Genomic DNA, 21141 nt, shown 5'->3' with positions numbered 1-21141 from the left:
CCGTGTCGCTGCGGGAGCACGGCTTCGCGCTGGTCGGGCTGGACCCGGTCCCCGGGGCGGTCGTGGCCGCCTTCGCGGAGCCCTCGTACGTGAACGCGTACGGGTACGGGGTCGTGCGGCTGCGGATGTCCTGGACGGCGGACGACGACTGGCTCTTCCTGCCCGTCCCCTCGTACGAGGTGCCGTACGACGTCCCGTACGACGGGGCGGACCGGCGGCTGGAGGCGGGGATGGCGGCACTGCTGCGGCGGGCCCTGGGCGGGCCGTGGCTGGACGTGCACGCGGACTGGCTGATCGAGCTGCACCGGGTCCGCACCGTGGCCCCGGCCGGGACCACGGTCCCGGTGCGGCTGCCCGGGCCGCCGGACACGGGCGACGGCGGGTTCGGGATGGTGGCGGTGGTGGGTCGGGCCGGGGTCGGGGCGGGCCGGGTGCGGCTGTTCGGCGCGGGCCGGTCGGCGCCGCTGCTGGATTCGGCCCTCGGCCCGGGGCAGGGGCTGCTGTTCGACCGGCGTACGGTCGCGTACGAGCGGCACGAGCTGGCGGCGGGCCCGGCCGGGCCGGTGGTGGAGGACCTGCTGGTCGCGCACGTGTCCCGGCCCGCCGGGCCGGAGCCGGCCCTGCGCAGGCGTCCGATGCTGGTCCGCGGCCCGGCCGGCACCCTCCTGCGCACCCGCCCGGCACTGCGCTGACGGCCCGCGCCGGAAGCACCCCCGAAGGGGGCGGCGGGGAGCACCTCTCCCCGCCGCCCCCTCTCCGTTCCCCCGTACGCGCGGAAGGGCCCCGCCGGCCGTGCCGGCGGGGCCCTCGTGACGTCGTCTACTGCGCGGCCGCGCGCAGCAGTTCGTCCAGGCGGGCCAGGTCCGCGTCGCAGAGGCGGGCGGCCTCCGCGTCGTCGGGGGCGGCCGCGCAGGCCTGGAAGCGTTCCACGACCAGCAGGCCCTGGGTCTCGATCTCGTCGGACGGCATGGACGACATGGACGGCATGGACGGCATGGGTGTGCGACCTCCCTCTCGGGTTCCTTCTCAGACCGCGTTGCAGGCGCGGAAGACGTGGACCAGCGCGGGCAGGCTCGCGCCGTGCTGGAAGGCGATGTACTCGGGCAGCACCGCGGAGGGCGCCCACTTCTGCTTGTACTCCAGCTGCGTGCGCGCCGGGTAGATGTGCGCGCCGTGCTCCCAGAGGTGCTCCATGAACCAGTGGAAGCCGAGGCTGTGGCCCGGGAACCGGGGGGCCGTCAGCGAGGTGAAGGGCGTGAAGCCGAAGTGCAGCCAGCGGGTGCCCTCGGCGGTGAACACGTCGATCGCGGCCTTGTTGAGGGCCTCCATCACCCCGGGCGGGGAGTCCGGCTGCCGTCGGCTCAGGTCGTGCATCCAGCCGGCCTGCGGGCCGTAGACGGGGGCGTACGAGACGTAGCCGACGAGTTCGCCGTCGCGCACGGCGGCGAAGAGGCGGCGCAGGTGCTGGTAGCGGCCGCCGGTCTGGCCGACGAGGAACTCCAGGGGCTTGACGCCCTCGCCCTTGGTGGAGAGCCACGCGGTGTCGAGCGCCCCTATCCGCTCCGCGTAGTCCTCGTACTCGACCTCCTTGATCTCCAGGCCGCTGCGCAGGGCGCGGGAGATCTTGTTGCGCAGCTGCATGAACTTGGTGCCGGCCAGGGTGAAGGCCTCCAGGTCGACGGCGTACGAGGCGCCCATCTGGTTCACCGTGAAGCCCTGGTCCACGTAGACGTCGGCGTCCGCGCCCTGGAGCTGGACGGACACGATCTCGCGGCCCTGCTCGGCGGCGAAGCCCACGAAGGCCGCCAGCAGCCGGGCCCGGGGGCCGTCCGGGCCGGCGGGGGCGAAGGGGGCGAAGGGGCCGCCGAACTGGACCAGGTAGCGGCCGACGGTGCGGTAGACGATCACCCCGGGGACGTCCGGGAGCCGGAAGTGGCTGTTCCCGTCGCTGAAGGCGAAATACGCGCTGGGATTTCCCGCGTCCGCGTACTTCCGGATGGCGTCGAGCGCGGCATCCGTATCCAGAACCGTTCCGGTCATTTCAGATCCATTCTCGCGCCGACAGCTCCCGACAACTCCCCCACTTATGGCACGCGGGGCCGCGCGCCACAACCCACCACAACCCACCACCGCCGCCCACCCGCCTTCCAGTCAGCCGCAGGTCAGCGACAGGTCAGTTGAAACCGCTGGTCAGATGGGTGTCAGGCCTCAGTCAGACAGTGGGTGAAAGACTCTCCATTGCATTTCAGCTTTCGGATCAAGGCAAATCCAAGGCGATCCGGACGGCGAATACGAGAAATACGAGAGAGCCCGAGGAGAACACGGCGATGCGTTCCCTGACGACAGCGCGCGGGGTCTGCGAGCAATTCCACGCAGGCCTTCTCGACGCACTCGAAGAGCTGCCGCTCACAGCCCGGGAGGGTGCGGACAGCCCGGTGCTGGAGCTGTACCGCAAGCACGGCGGTCCCGGGCTGCTCGTGCCGTCCGCGTACGGCGGCGCGGCCGCCGGTCCGCTGGAGGCGGTCCGGGTGCAGCGGGCGATCGCCTCGCTCTCGCCGTCCCTGGGCGTGGCCACGACCATGCACCACTTCACGGTGGCGATGCTGTTCCGGCTGGCGGAGGTCACCGGCCGGCTCACCCCGGCCCAGCTGAAGCTGATGTCCGCGGTGGCCTCGGACGGGCTGCTGCTGGCGTCCGGCTGGGCGGAGGGCCGTACCGACCAGAACATCCTGGCGCCGTCGGTGGTGGCCGACCGCACGCCGGGCGGCGGCTACCGGGTCAACGGCGCGAAGAAGCCGTGCAGCCTGTCCGGTTCGATGGACGTGCTGACGGCGAGCGTGCAGGTGGCACACGACGACGGGCGCTCCTCGCTGGCGCTGATGCTGATCCCGGCCTCCTCCCCCGGCGTCACGACCCGGCCGTTCTGGGCCACGCCGGTCCTCGCGGCCTCGCAGAGCCACGAGGTGCGGCTGACCGACGTGGAGGTGCCCGAGGACCTGGTCATCCACAGCACCCCCGAGGACGCCGACCGGCTCGACGACCTCCAGACCGCCGGGTTCACCTGGTTCGAGCTGCTCGCCACCTCCTCGTACGTCGGCGCCGCGTCCGCGCTGGTCGCGCAGGTGCTGGCCGGCGGGCGGGGCAGCGCCCCGGAGCGGGCGCAGCTGGCGCTGCGGATGGACGCGGCGGTCTCCCTCGTCGAGGGCGCGGCCCGCTCCCTGGAGGACGGCACCGGGGGCGACGAGGCCGTCGCCGCGGTGCTGACCGCCCGCTACGCCACCCAGGACCTGCTCTCGCAGACCGTCGACCAGGCCGTGGAGATGCTCGGCGGGATGGCGTTCATCCGCTCCGCCGACGTGGCGTACCTGGCCTCCGCGGTGCGCGCCCTCGCCTTCCACCCGCCGTCGCGCGCCAGCGTGGCCGCGGAGCTGGCCGAGTACTTCGCCGGCGGCCCGCTGCGCCTGTCCTGACCCCCCGAGCAGCAACGGCTGCTCCCGTAGCGCGGTCCGCCCGCAGTAAGGACACGACACCCCTCATGGACATCAAGAACCCGGTCGAGTCACCGGTCACCTTCAACCTGCACCGCCTGGAGTACCTGGTCGCGTTCGCGGTGACGATCGGGTTCATCCTGTGGCACTTCACGGACATCAACTGGTTCGCGGCGATCGGCCTGTTCCTGTACATCGACCTGCTCGGCTACATCCCGGGCGCGATCGCCTACCGGCGCAGCGCGGACGGGCGGATCCACAAGGCGTACTACGTGCTCTACAACTCGATGCACAGCCTGCTCAGCGTGGCCGCCGTGGGCCTGCTGTGGATGTGGCTGATCGGGCCGGAGTGGGCGCTGCTGGCGCTGCCGTTCCACGTGTTCGGCGACCGGGGCGTGTTCGGGAACTTCCTGAAGCCGTTCGGGCTGCCCTTCGAGCCGGAGGACACGCCGCTGGTGCACCAGCTGACGGCCATGCTGAAGCGCCGCTCGGCGACCGACGGCCCGGTGCCGCTGGCGTACGAGGACCACCCGGCGACGATCGCCGCCACCGGCTCCGCCACCGGCGCGGCCCCCGCCGTCGGGGCGCACCGGTGAGCCGCTACCCGGCCTGGCTGACGGACCGCGGCGGCGCGGCGGCCGCCGAGGGGTACGAGGATCCGGACGCGGCCCGGCTGGCGCTGCGCCGGCTGGCGTCGAGCGTGACGGTGCTGACCGTCAGCCGGGACGGCGTCCGGCACGGCACCACCGCCAGCGCCGTGGTCACCCTGTCGCGGGACCCGCTGGTGCTCGGTGCGTGCCTGCGGCCGACGTCCACGTTCGCGGGGATGGTCCGCAGGGCGGGCCGCTTCTCGGTGAACGTGCTCGGCTCGGCGCAGCAGGACGTGGCCCGCCGCTTCGCGAACCCTTCCCGCCCGCTGGGCGACGCCCAGTTCGACGGCTTCGACTGGACCACCGACCCGCTCACCGGCGCCCCGCTGATCGGCGGGAGCCTGGCGCACATGGCGTGCCGGGTGCTGGGCTGGCACCAGGTCGGGGACCACGACATGCTCCTCGCCGAGGTCACGGGCGGCTCGCACACCGTCGACTCGCCGATGCTCAGTTTCGCCGGCCGCATGCACAGCGCCTGCGTCACCCCCGCCGCTTCCGTCTCCGCTTCCGTGTCCGCTTCAATCTCCGGTTCCGCTTCCCCCAGTGAGGTTGCGTCATGACCACCCTTCCGCAGATCCCCGTAGAGGCCGACTGGGACCGTGCGCCCAACCTGCTCGACGGGGCGCAGGAGATGACCCTGACCGCCGAGGAGTGCGATCTGGGCTACTGGCTGTCGGCCGTGGCGCAGGGGACCCTGCGCGGGCGGGCCGAGGCCGGGCACGACGCCGTGACTCCGGAGCACATGAAGGAGGACGGGCCGCTGCGGCAGGCGCTCGTGCTGGAGCTGGGCAACCGGTCGCTGGCCGAGTCCCGGGCGGTGGACGTGCTGTCCCACTACGTGATCGGCGCGCCCGGGGTCGTGGAGCAGGAGTTCTTCACCACCCAGGTGGTCGACGAGGCCCGGCACGCGATGATCTTCCGCAAGCACCTGGTGGACCTCGGGGTGCCGCAGGCGGGGCTGCTGGGGTTCATCAAGGAGCAGGGCGCCGACTACACCCGCCGGGTGCTGAACCCGATCGCCGAGTTCGCCACCGGCGTGGTGCGCGACGAGGGCGACTTCATCGGCGCGGTCGCGGTGTTCACCATCGTCATCGAGGGGGTGCTGGCGCCGGCCGCCGAGCTCAGCGAGCGCAAGTGGACCCTGCTGGACCCGGCCGCGGCGGAGATCGCGCGCGGCGCGTCCATCGACGAGATCCGCCACCTGACCGTGGGCAGCTCGATCGTCCGCGAGCACCTGGCGCGCAACCCCTCGTACCGGCCGCGGCTGATCGAGCTGATCCGGCGCGGCCGGCGGCTGTGGGACGAGCTGCCGTCGGAGGAGTTCGTGCTGGAGCGCGAGGAGCTGTTCCAGCAGGGCATGTTCGCGCACGCCGAACTGCTGCGGGACTACGAGGTGTTCCCGGGCTGCCGGCTGCTGGAGACCACGCCCAAGCAGCGCTACGACCTCGCCGAGCAGTGGACGGACGACATGGCCGAGGTGCGGCTGCCGTACATGGGCGTCCCGGAGGCCGTCGACATCATCCGCAACCACCCGAGGTGATCCGGTGACCTCCACGATCCCCGTCAGACGGGACGGCCGGGCGCCCGCCGCCTCCGCGCCCGCGCTGCGCAGGACGCTGACCACCCCCCGGATCGTGTTCCTGGTGGTCGCGGCGGCGGCCCCGATGTCCGGGGTGGTCGGCTCGGTGCCCCTCGCCTACGCCATCGGCAACGGCGCGGGGGTGCCCGCGACCTTCGCGCTGGCCGGGCTGATCCTGCTGTGCTTCTCCGTCGGGTACGCGGCGATGAGCCGGCACGTGGTCGGCGCGGGCGGCTTCTACACGTACGTCGGGCAGGGGCTGGGGCGGCCGCCGGCCGTCGCCGCCGGGCTGACGGCGGTCCTCGCGTACACGGCGGCCGTCGCCGGGGTGGCGGGGGCGTTCGGGTACTTCGCCGAGCTGGTCTCGGCGGCGCACGGGCTGCCGGTGCCGTGGCCGGTGTGGACGGGCGGGGCGCTGGCCCTGACGGCGGTGATGGGCCACCGGCGGATCGACCTGAGCGCCCGGCTGCTGGCGGTGCTGATGGTCGCCGAGGTGGCGGTGCTCGGTCTGCTGGCGCTGGCCATCGGGGTGCGGCACGGGGCGGACGCGCTGCCCACGGCGGCGTTCCGGCCGGAGACGGTCCTCGCGCCGGGGCTCGGGGTGGCGCTGATGTTCGCGCTGATCTCGTACGTGGGCTTCGAGGCGGCCGCGCTGTACGGCGAGGAGAGCCGCGACCCGAAGCGCAGCGTGCCGGTCGCCACGTACGCGTCCGTCGTCCTGATCACCGCCTTCTTCGCGCTGATGAGCTGGGCGGCGGTCGGGGCGGTCGGCGCGGACCGGGTCGCGGACACCGCCGGGAGGGAGCTGGGCGACCTGTTCTTCCACCTGTCGGACGACTACCTGGGCACCTTCGCGACGGGCGTGATGCAGGTGCTGCTGTGCACCAGCCTGTTCGGGGCGCTGCTCGGGCTGCACACCGCCGCGAACCGGTACCTGTTCGTCCTGGGCCGGGAGCGGGTGCTGCCCGGTTCGCTGGCCCGGGTACATCCCCGGCACGGCTCCCCGCACCGGGCGAGCGCGGTGCTGTCGGCGGCGACGGCCGCCGTGTGCGCCGTGTTCGCGCTGGCGGGGGCGCATCCGTACACCAACCTGGCCACCACGATGCTGGCGCTGGGCACGGTCGGGATCGTCGCCCTCCAGGCGGCGGTGGCCTTGGCGGTGCTGTCCTTCTTCCGCGGGCGTCCCGAGGCGCACTGGTGGCGGACCCGGCTGGCGCCCGTGCTGGCCCTGGCCGGGCTGGTGGGGGCGCTCTGGCTGCTGCTGGACAACTTCGCGCTGGTCACGGGGAGCGCCTCGCCGTGGGTGAACCGGATCCCGTGGCTGGTGGCAGGGGCCGCCCTGGCCGGGCTCGGCCGGGCCGGGTGGCTGCGGGCGCGCCGGCCGGACCGGTACCGGTCCGTCGCCACCGCGGCCCCTGCCTCCGCCCCTGCCACCGCTGCCCCTGCCGCCACCACCGCGCACGTCACCGACGAGGACTGAGGAGCCGTCATGCACGATCCGCACAGCCTGCTCCAGGAGGCGGCCGGGGCCGGTCTGGCCCGCCGCGGGCACGTCCTGGACCGGGCCGCCCTGCGCGACCTGACCGAACGGCGCTCCCGGCTCATCGCCGAGCGGGACAAACTGCGGGCCGAGCAGAACCGCTCCGCCAGGGAGGGGGTACGGCCCGACGCCGCGGCGCGGGCCCGGGCGGCCGCGGCCAAGGAGCGGCTGCGGTCGGTGTCGGAGGAGCTCCGGGAGGCGGAGGAGGGGCTCGCCGCGCTGCTGCTGGCCGTGCCCAACCTGCCGTACCCGGACGTGCCCGACGGGACCGAGCAGGACCCGCCGGTGGTGCGGCGGACCTGGGGCGAGGTCCCGGGGTTCGAGTTCGCCCCGCGCGACCACGTGGACATCGGGACCCGGCTGGGGATCCTGGACCAGGTGCGCGCGGCCAGGCTGTCGGGGTCCCGGTTCGCCGTGACCCGGGGGGCGGGGGCCCGGCTGGAGCGGGCCCTGGCCGCGTTCCTGCTGGACCTGCACACCACCGAGCACGGGTACACCGAGCACGGGGTGCCGCACCTGGTGACCCGGGAGACGATGACGGGTACCGGGCAGCTGCCGAAGTTCGAGGACGACCTGTTCCTGACGGGCGCCGCCGACCGGGACCTGCTGCTGATCCCGACGGCCGAGGTGCCGCTGGTGAACCTGTACCGGGGCGAGACGCTTCAGGAGGGGGAACTTCCGCTGGCGCTGACCGCGTGCACGCCCTGCTACCGGGCGGAGGCCGGCTCGTACGGCCGGGACACGCGGGGGCTGGTGCGGCTGCACCAGTTCGAGAAGGTGGAGCTGGTGCGGGTCTGCCGGCCGGAGGACTCGGCGGCGGAGCTGGAGCTGCTGACCGGGCACGCGGAGACGGCGCTGCGGCGGCTGGGGCTGGCGCACCGGGTGGTGGAACTGCGGGCCGGGGACCTCGGCTTCGCGGCGCGGCGCACGTACGACATCGAGGTGTGGCTGCCGGGGCAGGGCACGTACCGGGAGATCTCCTCGTGCTCCGACTGCGGGGACTTCCAGGGGCGCCGGGCCGGCATCAAGGTCCGTGACCGGGACGGGCGCAAGCGGTTCGCGGCGACGCTGAACGGTTCGGCGCTGCCGGTGGGGCGGACGCTGGTGGCGGTGCTGGAGCAGTACCAGCGCGCGGACGGCTCGGTGGCCGTGCCGCCCGCGCTGGTTCCGTACACCGGCTTCTCGGCGATCGCCCCCGACGGTTCGCCGGTGGTCAGCGCGGAGTGAGCCGCGAGGACGGCCGGGCCGGGTGCCGGGCCGGGGGCCGTACGGGGTCGCCGGCCCGGTCCGGCCAGGTCAGGACGGTGACCGGAGGCAGTTCCCGGGAGACGAAGGCGGTCATCGCCCACGGGCAGTCCTGCCGGGTCGGCTGGAGCGCGGTGTGGCCGTGCCAGGGCAGGGCGCCGTGGCCGGTGATGCCGCGCAGGCCGACGGAGCCGTCCGGGCCGAAGGCCAGGTCGACTTCGCGGGCGCCGTCGGTCAGGCCGCGCCCGGTGGCCTTGACCGCGGCCTCCAGCAGGGTCCAGGCGTGGAAGAAGGTCTCGGGGCCGACCCCGTCCGGGACCCCCGGGTAGATGAAGGTGAGGACGTCGAGGCTGCTGGAGGCGGGGCGGACCAGTTCGACGTCCACCCCGATGGGTCCGGTCTCGGTGGCGCCGAGCAGGAGCAGCCCGTCGGAGCGGGACCAGCTGACGTGGGTGCCGGGCTGGTCGGGCAGGTAGGGCTTGCCGGCGGGGTCGTAGTGGATGCGCAGGTCGGGCGCGTCGAGGCCGAGGCGTTCGGCCAGCAGGCGGCGGACGGTGAGCCGGGCGCGGTAGAAGCGGTGGGCCGCGCGCGCGTGGACGAACTCGGCGCCGCGCCGCAGTTCGTCCTCGGTGAGGCCCTCGGGATAGCGCGGGGTGATCTCGGTGGGGGCGACCTGGTCGAGGTCGACCAGCCATGCGTCCATCATTCTCCTTTCTCGGACACATCCCTGGCCCTGGGCCCTGGGCCCTGGGGCTACAGGGTGAACACCCTCGTGCGGGAGTGCGCGGGGTCGCCCGGCCTCAGGTGGAGCCGCCCGGCCGCGGGGAGCAGCACGGCCGCGGCGACCGTGCGTTCGGCGCGGATGTCGCCCCGGTCGGGGACGCGTACGGGGGGCCGTGCGAGCAGCGCGAAGTGGTCCTCGGGGTTCGCGTCGGCGGGGAGGGCGGCGATCCCCTCGCGGGCGGCGTCGAGGCGGCGGCGCGAGGAGTTGCGGGCGAAGACGTTCAGCTCGTCGGCGGGCGCGAAGTCCGGGTGGAGGTAGTGGTTGGTGTGGGCGAGGGCGCCGGGGGCGGCCTCGGTGACGCGCAGGTCGCCGTCGAGGTGTTCGGCGTACAGGACCCTTTCGTGGTCGCAGAGCATGAGGGAGCGGGAGCTGGACAGCGGCAGGTCGGCGAGGACCTTCAGGGCCTGTTCGGCGGTGGCGGCCGTGTCGAGGAGGTGGCGGACGGCCAGGTACGGGGGGACTCCGGGGCGCCAGGTGCCGCCGAGGACCAGGTTGATGCCGACGGCGAGGCCGTCGCTGTTGACGCCGAGGTAGCCGAGGAGTCCGGCGAAGCTGAGGACGAGGGAGCGGCGGGCGGAGCCGGCGCGGGCGGTCTCCAGGACGGCGATGTGGGTGTCGAGGTTGCCGCTGAGGTCGACGGTCTGGGCGAGGACGGGTTCGGTGCCGGGTCCGGTGCGGGCGTACGTGGTGCAGTCGCCGCCGGTCCGGATCCGCGAGTAGCCGGTGAGTTCGCGGCGCAGCTGGAGCAGCCAGGCCTCGTCCTCGCTGATCCGGGCCCCGTCGGCGAGCCCGGCGACCTCCTCGGCGAGTTCGGGCAGGGCCGCCTCGACCGCGTCGCGGTGGGCGGCGATCGGGGGCAGCAGGGCGGACAGGGTCGGGGGCCGGTCGACGAGGTGGCCCAGGCGGGCGAGGGCGTCGTCGAGGAAGGCCCGCAGGGGGGTGGCCAGGGCCGCGCCGTGGGCGCGGCCGATCTCCCAGGGGGTGCCGGAGGCCCGTATGTGGGCGATGCCGGGGTCGGCGGTGGGCGCGCTCATGCCGGTACGGCCTTCTTGGGTCCGCGCGCGAGGAGGGCGCGGACGGCGGGCCATTCGGAGCGCAGGACGCTGTAGTAGACGGCGTCGCGGCGGCGGCCGCCGGGCATGTAGTTGAAGCTGCGCAGGACGCCTTCCTCGGTGGCTCCGATGTTGGCGAGGCCGCGGCGGGCCTGGAGGTTGAGCACGTCGGTCTTGAACTCGGCGCGTTCGGCGCCCAGTACCTCGAAGGCGTGCTCCAGCAGCAGGGCCTTGGCCCAGTGGTTGACGCCGCGGCCGCGGAAGTCGCGGCCGAGCCAGGACCAGCCGATCTCCAGGCGGCGGTCCGCCTCGGCCATGTTGCCGAAGCTCATGCTGCCGGCGGTGCGGCCGCTGTCCTTGTCGGTGATGGTCCACACGGCGCGGCGGCCGGCGGCGTGGTCGGCGAGGTTGGCGTCGAAGAAGGCCTCGAAGTCGGCGTCGGTGCCGACGGCGGCGACGAAGTAGCGCCAGATGTCGGGGTCCATGGCCACGGCCCGGACGCCCTCGCGGTCGGCCTCGGTGATCGGGGTGAGGCGGACCCTGTCGTTCTCCAGGACGGCGGCGGTGTGCTCGGTCCAGCTGGGGGCGCTCATGGCTCAGACTCCGGTGGTGGCGTGGTGGTGGCGGGCGAGGGCTTCGGTGACGTCTCGCAGGGTCTTCATGTCGGCGAGGTCGTGTTCGGTGAAGTGGGCGAGGTCGACGCCGGTCTCCTCGCAGACCTCGGTGAGGAAGAGGACCTTGTTGAGGGAGGTCAGGCCGTAGGCGGAGACCATGTCGGCGCCGGGGTCTATGGCCTCGGGTTCGACCTCGGGGACCAGGACGAGGGAGAGCTGGTCGCGGGCGGCGGCCTCGATCGCCGCGCGGGTGTCGCTCGTGTCAGGCATGGATTCCGGCCTCCTGGGTGTGCAGCGGTGAGTGGTAGGCGGCCCGGATGTCGGGGCGCTTGGGCTTGTACTGGGAGGTCAGCAGGCCGCCTTCGATGCTGAACGGCGGGTCGGCGACGAGGACGCGGCTGATCCGCTCGTCGGGGGTGGTGGCGGCGTTGACGGCGGCGAGGCGGGCGGCGATGGCCGTGTGGTCGGCGGGCAGGGCGGCCGGGGAGACGACGGCGACGAGGTCGGTCTGGGTGGGGCTGAACAGGACGCATTCGGCGATGGCCGGGTCGGCCCGCATGAGTTCCTCGATGGGGCGGACGATGACCTTCTTGCCGTTGTCGAGGACGATGACGTCGTCGGCGCGGCCGTGCACGTAGAGGAAGCCGTCCTCGTCGAGGTGGCCGAGGTCGCCGGTGCGGACGGTCCCGTCGGGCGAGAAGACCTTCTCGGAGTCGCCGGGGCGGGCGTACTCGTAGTGGTTGTTGACGGGGTGGGTGCTGCGGACGCTGATGACGCCGTCGTCGCCGATCAGCACCTCCTTGCCGCGGACGGCGCGTCCGACGCTGCCCTCGCGGTGGGCGCCGGGGTGGTTCTTGGTGACGATGCAGGTCTCGTTGAGGCCGTAGCCCTCGTAGAGCGGCAGGCCGGCGGTGTCGTTGAAGAAGCGCAGCACGGCGGGCGAGGCGGGGGCGGAGCCGGTCCACAGGTAGCGGATGCGGTCCCCGAAGAGGGTCCGTGCGGCCTCGGCGGGGCTGCGGCCGGGGGTGCGGCGCAGCCGGGCCCCGATCTGGCGGCGGGCGCTCTCGTAGAAGGCCGGTACGCCCATGACGACGGTGGGGCGGACGCGGCGCAGGGTGGCGAAGGCGGCCTCGTAGGTGGTGACGGTGACGTCGTGGCCGTGGAGGAGGGCGGAGTACACCCAGTAGCGCTGCTGGAGGAGGGAGAGGGGGAGGAAGACGAAGAGGTTGTCGCCGGGGGCGTGTTCGAAGATCTCCTGGACGGCCCGGAGGGAGCTGTCGATGCTGCCGGCGGTGGCGCCGAGGCCCTTGGGGACGCCGGTGCTGCCGGAGGTGAACTTGATGGTGGTGACGTCGTCGGCGGCCCAGGTGACGGGCGGCGGGGTGTCGAGGCCGGGGCCGTCGCTGCGGCCGTCGCTGGCGTCGGGGTCGGCGAGCTCCCAGAGGCCGGCCATGGGGAGGGTGTCGGGGACCCCGCCGGTGTCCTGGTCGGTGAAGAGGAGGTGGAGGCCGTAGCCGTCGACGAGTTCGGTGGACGGGGTGAACTTGCCGGGTTCCAGGCCGGCGGTCTGTGCGCCGAGGCGCAGGGCGGCGAGGTCGAGCAGGACCCATTCGAGGCTGTTGGCGGCGAGCACGCCGATGCGGTCGCCCGGGCCTATGCCGTAGTGCTCGCGCAGGTGGTGGGCGAGGCGGGCGGCGCGGGCCGTCAGCTCGCGCAGGGGGATGGTGCGGGTGCCTTCCAGGCGGGCTACGTGGAGGTTGCCTCCGGGGGGCGCCTCGGTGGTGATGCGGCGGATGGTGTCGGGGTGGGTCGTGTGTCGGCTGCCGGCCGGTGGGGGCTGGTCGCGCAGTTCCCCGCGCAGCTGCGGGGTCATCGGTCGGCCGCCGGCATGAGGGTGGTGGCCATGGCTCGGACGGTGTCCATCTCGGAGAACTGGTCGAGGGTGATGGTGACGCCGAAGCGCTTGCGGGCGGCGGTGAGGATGCGGGCGGCCGCGATGGAGTCGCCGCCGAGGGAGGCGAGGGTGTCGAGGGCGCCGATGTCCGGGCGGCGCAGGACGGTGGACCAGATGTCGCAGAGGATCTTCTCGGCCTGGGTGGCGGGGGCGTTGCCGCCGGTCTCCCGCGCCGCGCCGTCCTCGGCGCCGAGCGCGGCCAGCCGCGTACGGTCCACCTTGCCGTTGCGGGTCAGCGGGAGCTCCTCGTGCCAGAGGACGGCCGCCGGGAGCATGTAGTCGGGCAGGTCGGCGCGCAGGGCCCGGCGGAGTTCGGTCAGGGGCGGGCGGTGGCCGCCGGAGGGGACGAGGTGGGCGATGAGCCGGTTGCCCTGGGCGGCGACGACGGCGCGGGAGACCTCGGCGAGGGCGGCGAGGCGGGTCTCGACCTCGCCGGCTTCGATCCGGTAGCCGTTGATCTTGATCTGGAAGTCGGTGCGGCCGAGGATCTGGATGCTGCCGTCGGGCAGGTAGCGGCCGAGGTCGCCGGTGCGGTACATGCGTTCGCCGCGCCCGGGGTCCTCGTAGAACCGTTCGGCGGTGCGCTGTTCGTCGCCCCAGTAGCCGCGGGCCAGTCCGGTGCCCGCGGCGGTGATCTCGCCGGTGACCCAGTCGGGGGCGTCGAGGCCGTCGCGGTCCAGGACGTAGGCGCGGTTGTTGGCGTTGGGGCGGCCGTACGGAATGGACTCGGTGCCGTCCTCGTCCTCGCCGACGGGGTGGAGGATGTTCCAGATGGTGGTCTCGGTGGGGCCGCCGAGGGAGACGACCTCCAGGCCGGGGATCATCTCGCGCAGCTGCGCGGGCAGGGCGGGCGGGAGCCGGTCGCCGCTCATCATGACGAGCCGCAGGCCGGGCGGTACGTCGCCGTCGGCGCGGGCCTGGCCGTGGAGCAGGCCGACGATGGCGGGGACGGAGTTCCAGACGCTGACCTGGTAGAGCCAGCACAGCTCCAGCCAGTGGGCGGGGTCGACGGCCCGGTCGTGGTCGGGCATGACCAGCGCGGCGCCGGCCGAGAGGGCGCCGAAGACGTCCCACACGGACAGGTCGAAGTTGAAGGCGCTGACCGCCATGAACCGGTCCTCGGGGCTGATCCCGAAGCGCTCCCGGCAGTCGGCGACGACGTTGGCGACGTTGCGGTGGGTGACCATGACGCCCTTGGGGGCGCCGGTGGTGCCCGAGGTGTAGAGGACGTACGCGAGGTCGTCGGGGCCGGATCCGGGGAGCCGGTCGGGGAGTTCGGCGCGGCCGGAGCACGGCCGGGTGAGGTCGAAGGCGGCCATGGAGCCGGTGGGGGTCCAGCCGGTGTTGGTCAGGACGCGGCGCACCTGCCCGTCGGCGAGCATGTACTCCTGCCGGGCGGCGGGCAGGCCGGCGTCCACGGGCAGGTACGCGGCCCCGGCGAGGACGGTGGCGAGGATGCCGACGATCTGCTCGGGTCCGCGCCGCATCACGAGGCCGACGAGTTCGCCGCGGCCGACGCCCTGTTCGCGCAGCCAGGTGGCGGCGGTGGCGGCGCGGTGCAGGAGTTCGCCGTAGCTGACGGTGCGGTCGGCGGTGAGGATCGCGGGGGCGGCGGGGGTGCGGGCGGCCTGGGCGACGAAGGCGTCGCCGAGCATCTCCTCGGGGAGTTCGACGGCGGTGTCGTTGGCGGCGGCGCGGCGGGCGCGCTGGGCGGGCGGCAGCAGGTCGAAGGAGTGACGCTGCCAGGCGGTCTCCTCGCGGAGGGCGCGCAGGAGGGTGTCGTAGCCGTGGGCGAGGTCGTCGAGGAGGCCCTCGCAGAAGAGTTCGTCGATGCCGTCGAGCTGGACGACGAGTTCGCCGTGCTGTTCCATCGCGAAGGCGTTGAGCCACACCTGGGGGGTCTGGCTGACGGTGAAGACCTCCTTGCCGAAGAGTTCCAGCGCGGAGCCGTCGACCTCGCTGCTGACGTGTCCGATGGCGCTGTTGAAGGTGTACGGCATGCGGGCGCCGGCGATGCCGCCGCGGCGGCGGGCCAGTTCCTTGAGGACCTCGATGCCGGAGTGGTGGCGGTGGTCGATGTCGGTGTGCAGGCGGGTCTGGAGGGCCTGGGCGCGGGCGGCGAAGGGCAGTGCGCGGTCGATCTCGGCCTCGACGAGGAGGGTGTCGGAGAACTGGCCGATGGCCTCGAAGACGCGGGGGTGGACGGGGGGCCGGTTGGCGACGGTGGTGGTGAGGGTGAAGCGTTCGCCGGCGCCCCAGGTGGCGAGGGTTTCCGCGTACGCGGCGAGGAGCAGCGCGGAGGGGGTCAGTCCGTGGCCGGCGGCGCGTTCCTTGAGGGCGGTCCAGGAGGTGCGGTCGAGGCGTACCTCGCGCTGGGTGAAGCGGGTGCCGGAGAGGGCGGCGGGGCTGGTGCGCAGCGGCAGGTCGGGGTGGGGGGCGAGGTCGTCGGCGCGGGCGGTCCAGTAGTCGCGGGAGCGGCGGGCGGGGGCCCGGTCGCGGGCGGCTTCGAGGGCCGCGAGGTAGTCCTCGTAGGGGAGTTCCTCGTGCACCTCGGCGGTGGGGTTCTGGTAGGCGTGCCACCAGGCGCGGAAGAACAGGAACATGCTGATCCCGTCCATGACGAGCCCGTCGTGGCCGATGTGGAGGACCATCCTGTCGTCGTCGAGGATGGTGGCGTCGACGGTGAGCAGCGGGGCCTGGTCGGCGGGCAGTACCTGGTGGGAGCGCATTTCGCGGAGTTCGGTGCGGATCAGTTCCTGCTGGCGGGGGCTGTGGGCGCGCAGGTCGAGGACGCCGATGCGCGGGGAGGCGGCGTCGCCGTGTTCGGTGGCCTGGCGTTCGTCGGAGAGGAAGCGGGAGCGCAGGGCGCTGTGGGCGGCGACGACGGTGTCGAGGGAACTCTGCAGCCGGTCGAGGTCCCAGTCGCCCTCGATCTCGTGGAAGACGTGGCTGGAGACGTCTCCGATCTCGAAGACCCCGCTGCGGCCGACGTAGTAGCTGCGCTGGAGGGGGGTGAGGGGGAAGCCGGGGCCGTGTTCGGCCTCGCGGGCGAGGTGGGCGACGAGGGCGGGCTTGGCGGCCTTGACGCGGGAGATGAACTCGGCGTCCATCCGTTCGCGGTTGCCCTGGAGGCGCAGGTCGCCGTCGGCGAGGGCGACGGACAGTCCGCGTTCGGCTATCTCGCGCAGGATCTGGCGGGTGTTCATCGGGCGTCCCCCGAGGTCAGGGCGGCGACGGCGGAGGGCTCGGCGCGCTCGGCGATGACGGCGGCGAGTTCGGCGAGGGTGCCGCCGTGCAGGAGTTCGTCCATGGAGAGGTCGACGTCGAGGGCGTCGAGGATCTGGTACTGGACGGTGACGGCCTGGAGGGAGCCGGCCGCGAGCTGGGTGAGGGTGCGGTGGGCGATCTGCTCGTCCTCGGCGAGGCGCAGGGCGGTGCGGGCGATCCGGGTGAGCCAGGGGGTGAGGACGGGGTCGGCGTCGGCGTCGGGTGCGCCGGCCCGGTCGGGGGCGGGCCGGAAGAAGACGGCGTCGGCGAGGTCGATCGCGGTGCCGGGGGCGAGGAGTTCGACCGTACGCGGCCACGTGCCGGGTGCGTCCTGGCCGAGGGCGGCGGCGAGCCGGGCGGCGAAGCGGGGCATGACGGGGGCGGCGGCGTGCGCGAGGAGACGGGCGGCGGCGAGTTCGAGGGCGATGGCGGTGCGGTTCTCGTCCTCCCAGCCGGGGGTGTCGGTGAGGAGGCTCTCGGCGCGGGCGAAGCGGACGGCGTCGCGGACGATGCCGTCGAGTTCGGCGGCGGCCTGGTTGAGGGAGAAGGCGTCCTTGCCGAGGGCGGCGGTGACGGCGGTGAGGCGGGTGCCGAGCCGGGCGAGGAAGGCGGTGTGCTCGGGGGTCCAGTTCCCGGCGTCGGGGGCGCGGCCGGCGTGGTGCTTGGCGGTGCGGGCGCCGAGGTCGGTGAGCCACTGCTGCCAGGTGCCGATGAGGGTGTCGGCGAGGGAGGCCTCGTAGGCGGTGCGCCGGAAGTCGGTGCGCAGGCCTTCGGGGCGGGTGGCGGCGAGGAAGAAGCGGACGGCGTCGACGGTGTCGGGGGTGAGGATCTCCTTGCCCCAGACGGCGTGGCGGCGGCTGGTGGAGAACTTCTCGCCGTCCAGCAGGTAGAACTCGTTGACGTGGTAGTCGATGTCGGGGGTCCAGCCGGGGTGGGCGAGCCGGTAGAGGACGGGGTAGAGGAGCGAGTGGTAGAAGCTGTTGTCGTAGCCGAAGAAGTGGACGATCTTCCAGTCGGGGGCGGGTGCGGCGGCCTGCCAGGGGCGGCCGAGGCGGCTGCCGAGTGACTGGATGCCGTGGAGGAAGCCGTAGCTCATCTCGGGCCAGACCCAGATGACCTGCCCGTCGGTGTCGTCCTCGCGCGGTTCGACGCCCCAGCCGGAGGGGTGGGTGAGGGGGATGTCGAGGCTCGGGCGGGCGAAGACCCGGTCGGCGAGTTCGCGCAGCCGGGCCGGTACGCGGCCCAGCCGGTGGTGGTCGCGGACCTCGCCGGAGAAGGTGTGCAGGGGCAGGGTCCAGCGGGCGGCGGTGCCGCGCACCGGGGCCCGGTGGGCGGCGGAGCGGGGTTCGGTGAGGTCGGCGACGGTGTTGGGTTCGCCGCACTCCTCGCAGATGTTGCCGGAGGTGTCGTTTCCGCAGCCGGGGCAGCCGCCCTTGACGTCGGCCTCGTAGAGGTAGTGGCCGGTGCCGGCGTCGTAGAGGGCGTCGTGCTCGGCGACGGAGACCCGTCCGGAGGCGGTGATCCTGCCGAAGAAGTCCTTGAGGCCCTCGTGGTAACCGGGGTCCTGGTCGGTGACGGTGTACTGGTCGACGGGTATGTCCATCAGCCGCAGGGTTTCGGCGATCTCGGCGCTGTAGTGGGCGGCGGTCTCGGCGGGGGTGCGGCCGTCGGCGCGGGCGGCGCCGAGGACGTAGCTCTGGTAGTCGTCGCTGCCGGTGAGGTGGTAGGCCTCGGCGCCGTTCATGCGCTGGAAGCGGGTGAAGGCGTCGGCGCCGAGGTAGGGGCCGCAGAGGTGGCCGAGGTGGAGGTCGCCGTTGGGGGTGGGCGGGGTGGAGAAGACGAAGACGGGCCGGTCGCCGAAGCCCTCGCGGGCGGGGGCGGTGGCGGAGGTCATGGCCCTCCCGGCGTCGCGCCAGTACTGGGTGAAGAAGACGAGGTCGTCGCCGCCGCCGTCGGTGTCGCGCGGACCGGTGTTCCTCAGGACGTGGGACTCGAAGGGTTCGAAGAGGACGACGGTGCCGGGGGCGGCGGGGTGGGTGTGGCCGTCGACGACGAACTCGCCGCGGCCGGAGACGATGACGAACAGTTCGGTCTCGTCGTGGTGGTGGCCGTCGGTGGCGCCGCCGGGGGCCACGCGGCCCCAGCCGGCGCCGGTGCCCAGGCCCTCCACGTCGCTCATGTCGATGCCGAACGCCCGCTCCAGGGCTTCGGCGTCATAACTCGCGATGATCATGTCGTGGCCTTTCGCGGTGACGGGAGGGAGGGGATCAGGTCGGCGGCCCGGGCGGCGAGGGCCGGGGCCAGCCGGTAGCCGGAGCCGCCGGCGGCGCCCGCGAAGAGGAGCCGGCCGTAGGGGTCGAGGCGGGTGGCCAGCGGGCTGCCGTCGGGCCCGTACGCGTCGCAGAAGACCCGGCCGGAGCGGCAGTGCGCGGCCAGGGCGGGGGCGTAGCGGGTGAGGAGGGCGCGGGCTTCGCGCAGGTGGCCGGCGGTGAGGGCGGGGTCGACGGTGGCGGGGTCGACGTCCCACTCCTGGCAGGTGTAGCTGAAGAGCCAGTGGCCGCGGTGGTGGAAGGGCAGCAGGAAGGCGTCCTCGGTGTGCAGGACGAGGGCCCGGTCGCCGGGGGCGGGGGGTACGTCCACGTGCAGGGCGACGATCTTCTTGACGCGGGCTCCGAGCGGGGCGACCAGTTCCCGCCAGGCGGGTTCGGCGATCCAGGGCCCGGGGGCGATGACCACGTGCCCGGCGGTGAGGGTGGCACCGCCGGTCAGGGTGAGGCGGGCGCCGCCGGGGCCGGCGGCGACGGTCTCGACGGCGACGCCCTCGCGGAAGGAGGCGGCGGGGCGCAGTTCGGCGGCGAGGAGCTGGGTGAGGGCGTGGACGTCCGCGTACTGGCAGCCGTCGCCCTCCCAGGCCCCGAAGCCCCCGGGCAGTCCGGTGACGGCGGGCGGGAGTTCGCTGGTCCAGCGGAGCTTGGCCTCGGGGAGGTAGACCTCGCGGAGCCGGTCCTCGGCGGCCTCGGGGGCGAGGACGGTCATGCCGAGGGGGTGGATGGGCAGGTCGGGGCGGGCGGTGTGGAGGTCGGCGTAGAAGCGCTCGCTCTCGGCGGCGAGGGTGCGGACGGTGTCGTTGGCGCCGCGCGGGAAGCTCAGTCCGGCGGAGCGGCGGGTGGCACCTGAGCCGATCATGTCGCGGTCGAGGACGGTGACGGTGGCGGCGGGGTCCCGGGTGAGGATCTCCCGGGCGATGAGGACGCCGAGGATGCCGGCGCCGACGACGGCGACGTCGGTACGCGCCCCGGCGGGGCCGCCGCTGCGGGTGGCCGCGGTGCGGTAGACGGAGGGGTCGGTGGGGTCGGCGACGGTGGCGGTGCCGGGTGCCTGGGCGGCGGGCCGGGGGCCGGGTGCCTGGGCGGCGGGCCGGGGGCCGGGTGCCTGGGCGGCGGTGGCGGTGCCGGGTGCCTGGGCGGCGGGCCGGGGAGCGGGGGCGGGCGCGGGGGCCGGGGGGCTGGCCGCGGGGTCGGTGGCGAGGGTGCGGCAGGCGCGGGTGGCGTCCGTGTTCATCAGGCGGTCCACCGTTCTTCCTGGGGGGCCTTCGAGGACCATTCGATGAAGGAGGCGAGCTGTTCGTCGCCGCGCACGCCGCACAGCCGGTCGGCGATGCGCCGGCTGCGCCAGGCGTTGAGGCTGAGGTTGGGGTCGGCGAGGCCGCGCTGGCCGCGGACCCCGTTCTGCACGAAGATCCGCCGGTCGGCGGGCCCGTCCCAGCGGACGGCGTAGTCCTCGTCGACGCGCAGTTCCTCGCCCTCGTGCTCCAGGCGGCCGGCGAGGGGGGCGAGGAAGTCCATGGCGGCGGGCCGGTAGCCGGTGGCCCAGACGATGACGTCGGCCTCGAACTTCTCCACGGACTCGGGTTCGCCGGTGTGGCGGGCGCAGACCTCCCAGCCACCGAAGGGGCCGGGGCGGACGTCGAAGACCTCGCGGCCGGGGTGCAGGGCTACCAGGTCCTCGTTGCCCTCGACGAAGCGGTGGACGTAGATGGTCTGGTAGATCTCGCGCAGGGTGGACTCGGAGATCCCGTCGCTGGTCAGGATGTTGCGGGAGTTCAGCGACTGGCGGCGCTCGCGGGGCAGTCCGTAGAAGTAGTCGGCGTGGCTGGGCATGTAGTAGTCGTTGGTGAAGGGCGAGTCGTCGATGGGGAAGTAGTTCTGCCGGCGGGAGATCCAGGAGACCCGGCGGGGCAGTTCCCAGCCGCCCCGGGAGATCAGGTCGAGGAAGGCCTCGGCGCCGGACTGGCCGCCGCCGATGACCACGACCCGCTTGCCGCCGACGTCGCGCGCGGCGTGGACGTAGTCGGCCACGTGGAACTGGGTGGGGCCGAGCAGGTGTTCGCCCTGCGGCGGGACCCAGGGGCGGCTGCCGACGCCGGCCACCACGTTGTCGGCGGTGACGGTGCGCCGGTCGGTGCGGAGGGTGAAGACGCCGCGCCCGTCGTCGAAGTCGACCTCGCGTACGCCCTCGCCGAAGACGACGTTCTCGTTGCGGCGGCTGGCCCAGGCCAGGTAGTTGCGGAACTCCAGCCGGGGCACGTCGTCGAACTGGGCGTTGAGGAAGTGGTAGACGCGTCCCTTGGCGTGCAGGTACGACAGGAACGAGAAGGGGTTGGCGGGGTCGGCGAGGCTGACCAGGTCCTTGAACTGGGAGACCTGGAGGGTGCTGCCGGGGATCTGCTGGCCGTCGTGCCAGCCGAAGGACTCCTTGCGGTCGAGGAAGAGATTGGGTACGTCCGGCCTGCCGTGCAGCAGGGACGCCAGGCTGAGGTTGGCCGGGCCCACGCCGACTCCCACGCAGCGGAAGTGCGTGATGCCCGGCCGGAAGCTCTCGTGCCCCATTGTCGGAACCTCTCGTTCGATTCGGTGTGTGAGGTGAGGGGGGAGGGGTGGGTGGGGTGGGAGCGCTGGGCCGTGTCGG

At 73.7% G+C, this 21141-nt stretch carries 18 protein-coding genes; 7 read left to right on the top strand and 11 right to left on the bottom strand.

The annotated features are described in order from the left end of the window. Positions 1–2 precede the first annotated feature (2 nt). Positions 3–692 (top strand): hypothetical protein, encoded by a 690-nt coding sequence (locus OG553_RS38210; protein ID WP_331719282.1) that lies wholly within the window; start codon positions 3–5, stop codon positions 690–692. Between the two features lie 127 nt (positions 693–819). On the opposite strand, the gene OG553_RS38205 is transcribed toward OG553_RS38210, so the two are convergent. Both OG553_RS38205 and OG553_RS38200 read right to left on the bottom strand, forming a co-directional pair. Beyond that, the gene (locus tag OG553_RS38205) at positions 820–996 is read right to left on the bottom strand and encodes a hypothetical protein (protein WP_331719281.1); all 177 of its coding nucleotides are present in this window, start codon (positions 994–996) and stop codon (positions 820–822) included. Between the two features lie 30 nt (positions 997–1026). Beyond that, the gene (locus OG553_RS38200; protein WP_331719280.1) at positions 1027–2040 is read right to left on the bottom strand and encodes a DUF2156 domain-containing protein; all 1014 of its coding nucleotides are present in this window, start codon (positions 2038–2040) and stop codon (positions 1027–1029) included. Between the two features lie 287 nt (positions 2041–2327). Between OG553_RS38200 and OG553_RS38195 the strand changes: the two genes are divergently transcribed. From OG553_RS38195 to serS, 6 genes are all read left to right on the top strand, one after another. Then, the gene (locus tag OG553_RS38195; protein ID WP_331719279.1) at positions 2328–3470 is read left to right on the top strand and encodes an acyl-CoA dehydrogenase family protein; all 1143 of its coding nucleotides are present in this window, start codon (positions 2328–2330) and stop codon (positions 3468–3470) included. Between the two features lie 65 nt (positions 3471–3535). Then, positions 3536–4084, top strand: coding sequence for a hypothetical protein (locus tag OG553_RS38190; protein WP_331719278.1), 549 nt, complete (start codon positions 3536–3538; stop codon positions 4082–4084). Next, on the top strand, positions 4081–4698 hold the full coding sequence (locus OG553_RS38185; RefSeq protein WP_331719277.1) for a flavin reductase family protein: 618 nt from the start codon (positions 4081–4083) through the stop codon (positions 4696–4698). The genes OG553_RS38190 and OG553_RS38185 overlap by 4 nt, the downstream gene beginning before the upstream one ends. After that, positions 4695–5678: a VlmB-like protein gene (locus OG553_RS38180; protein WP_331719276.1), complete on the top strand. Its 984-nt coding sequence runs from the start codon at positions 4695–4697 to the stop codon at positions 5676–5678. The genes OG553_RS38185 and OG553_RS38180 overlap by 4 nt, the downstream gene beginning before the upstream one ends. Before the next feature lie 4 nt (positions 5679–5682). Continuing rightward, positions 5683–7197, top strand: a complete 1515-nt coding sequence (locus tag OG553_RS38175; protein ID WP_331719275.1) for an APC family permease — start codon at positions 5683–5685, stop codon at positions 7195–7197. 9 nt (positions 7198–7206) lie between these two features. Further along, positions 7207–8484: a serine--tRNA ligase gene (gene serS, locus OG553_RS38170; protein WP_331719274.1), complete on the top strand. Its 1278-nt coding sequence runs from the start codon at positions 7207–7209 to the stop codon at positions 8482–8484. Here serS and OG553_RS38165 read toward each other — a convergent pair. From OG553_RS38165 to OG553_RS38125, 9 genes are read right to left on the bottom strand one after another with little or no spacing between them, the layout of a single operon-like run. Further along, positions 8471–9205 (bottom strand): 4'-phosphopantetheinyl transferase family protein, encoded by a 735-nt coding sequence (locus OG553_RS38165; RefSeq protein ID WP_405983271.1) that lies wholly within the window; start codon positions 9203–9205, stop codon positions 8471–8473. The two genes, serS and OG553_RS38165, sit on opposite strands and share 14 nt — an antisense overlap. Positions 9206–9255: 50 nt before the next feature. Further along, positions 9256–10320 carry a C45 family peptidase gene (locus OG553_RS38160; RefSeq protein ID WP_331719272.1) on the bottom strand — a complete coding sequence of 355 codons (1065 nt, stop codon included), beginning with the start codon at positions 10318–10320 and terminating at the stop codon, positions 9256–9258. Next, positions 10317–10931, bottom strand: coding sequence for a GNAT family N-acetyltransferase (locus OG553_RS38155; RefSeq protein ID WP_331719271.1), 615 nt, complete (start codon positions 10929–10931; stop codon positions 10317–10319). The genes OG553_RS38160 and OG553_RS38155 overlap by 4 nt, the downstream gene beginning before the upstream one ends. Positions 10932–10934: 3 nt before the next feature. Continuing rightward, positions 10935–11222, bottom strand: a complete 288-nt coding sequence (locus tag OG553_RS38150) for an acyl carrier protein (protein ID WP_331719270.1) — start codon at positions 11220–11222, stop codon at positions 10935–10937. Further along, complete coding sequence (locus tag OG553_RS38145) at positions 11215–12825, bottom strand: AMP-binding protein (RefSeq protein ID WP_331719269.1); 1611 nt, start codon at positions 12823–12825, stop codon at positions 11215–11217. The genes OG553_RS38150 and OG553_RS38145 overlap by 8 nt, the downstream gene beginning before the upstream one ends. Next, entirely contained in the window at positions 12822–16112 is a 3291-nt protein-coding gene (locus tag OG553_RS38140) for an amino acid adenylation domain-containing protein (protein ID WP_331719268.1), read from the bottom strand. The genes OG553_RS38145 and OG553_RS38140 overlap by 4 nt, the downstream gene beginning before the upstream one ends. After that, on the bottom strand, positions 16109–18406 hold the full coding sequence (locus OG553_RS38135) for a class I tRNA ligase family protein (protein WP_331719267.1): 2298 nt from the start codon (positions 18404–18406) through the stop codon (positions 16109–16111). The genes OG553_RS38140 and OG553_RS38135 overlap by 4 nt, the downstream gene beginning before the upstream one ends. Beyond that, complete coding sequence (locus OG553_RS38130; protein WP_331719266.1) at positions 18403–19746, bottom strand: FAD-dependent oxidoreductase; 1344 nt, start codon at positions 19744–19746, stop codon at positions 18403–18405. Before OG553_RS38130 ends, OG553_RS38135 begins: the two co-directional genes overlap by 4 nt. Beyond that, positions 19734–21062 (bottom strand): SidA/IucD/PvdA family monooxygenase, encoded by a 1329-nt coding sequence (locus tag OG553_RS38125; RefSeq protein WP_331719265.1) that lies wholly within the window; start codon positions 21060–21062, stop codon positions 19734–19736. The genes OG553_RS38130 and OG553_RS38125 overlap by 13 nt, the downstream gene beginning before the upstream one ends. Between the last annotated feature and the right edge of the window lie 79 nt (positions 21063–21141).

The sequence above is a fragment of the Streptomyces sp. NBC_00158 genome (assembly GCF_045160885.1).
In the GTDB taxonomy this organism is placed as follows: Bacteria; Actinomycetota; Actinomycetes; order Streptomycetales; family Streptomycetaceae; genus Streptomyces.
This window is presented reverse-complemented; position numbering and strand designations above follow the sequence as displayed.

Excerpts from the sequence above, each read along its gene's own strand:
- OG553_RS38200 (WP_331719280.1), bottom strand. The coding sequence starts at position 2,040 with ATGACCGGAACGGTTCTGGATACGGATGCCGCGCTCGACGCCATCCGG.
- OG553_RS38180 (WP_331719276.1), top strand. The coding sequence starts at position 4,695 with ATGACCACCCTTCCGCAGATCCCCGTAGAGGCCGACTGGGACCGTGCG.
- OG553_RS38135 (WP_331719267.1), bottom strand. The coding sequence starts at position 18,406 with ATGATCATCGCGAGTTATGACGCCGAAGCCCTGGAGCGGGCGTTCGGC.
- OG553_RS38165 (WP_405983271.1), bottom strand. The coding sequence starts at position 9,205 with ATGGACGCATGGCTGGTCGACCTCGACCAGGTCGCCCCCACCGAGATC.
- OG553_RS38145 (WP_331719269.1), bottom strand. The coding sequence starts at position 12,825 with ATGACCCCGCAGCTGCGCGGGGAACTGCGCGACCAGCCCCCACCGGCC.
- OG553_RS38140 (WP_331719268.1), bottom strand. The coding sequence starts at position 16,112 with ATGAACACCCGCCAGATCCTGCGCGAGATAGCCGAACGCGGACTGTCC.
- OG553_RS38125 (WP_331719265.1), bottom strand. The coding sequence starts at position 21,062 with ATGGGGCACGAGAGCTTCCGGCCGGGCATCACGCACTTCCGCTGCGTG.
- OG553_RS38160 (WP_331719272.1), bottom strand. The coding sequence starts at position 10,320 with ATGAGCGCGCCCACCGCCGACCCCGGCATCGCCCACATACGGGCCTCC.
- OG553_RS38155 (WP_331719271.1), bottom strand. The coding sequence starts at position 10,931 with ATGAGCGCCCCCAGCTGGACCGAGCACACCGCCGCCGTCCTGGAGAAC.
- OG553_RS38205 (WP_331719281.1), bottom strand. The coding sequence starts at position 996 with ATGCCGTCCATGCCGTCCATGTCGTCCATGCCGTCCGACGAGATCGAG.
- OG553_RS38150 (WP_331719270.1), bottom strand. The coding sequence starts at position 11,222 with ATGCCTGACACGAGCGACACCCGCGCGGCGATCGAGGCCGCCGCCCGC.
- serS (WP_331719274.1), top strand. The coding sequence starts at position 7,207 with ATGCACGATCCGCACAGCCTGCTCCAGGAGGCGGCCGGGGCCGGTCTG.
- OG553_RS38190 (WP_331719278.1), top strand. The coding sequence starts at position 3,536 with ATGGACATCAAGAACCCGGTCGAGTCACCGGTCACCTTCAACCTGCAC.
- OG553_RS38195 (WP_331719279.1), top strand. The coding sequence starts at position 2,328 with ATGCGTTCCCTGACGACAGCGCGCGGGGTCTGCGAGCAATTCCACGCA.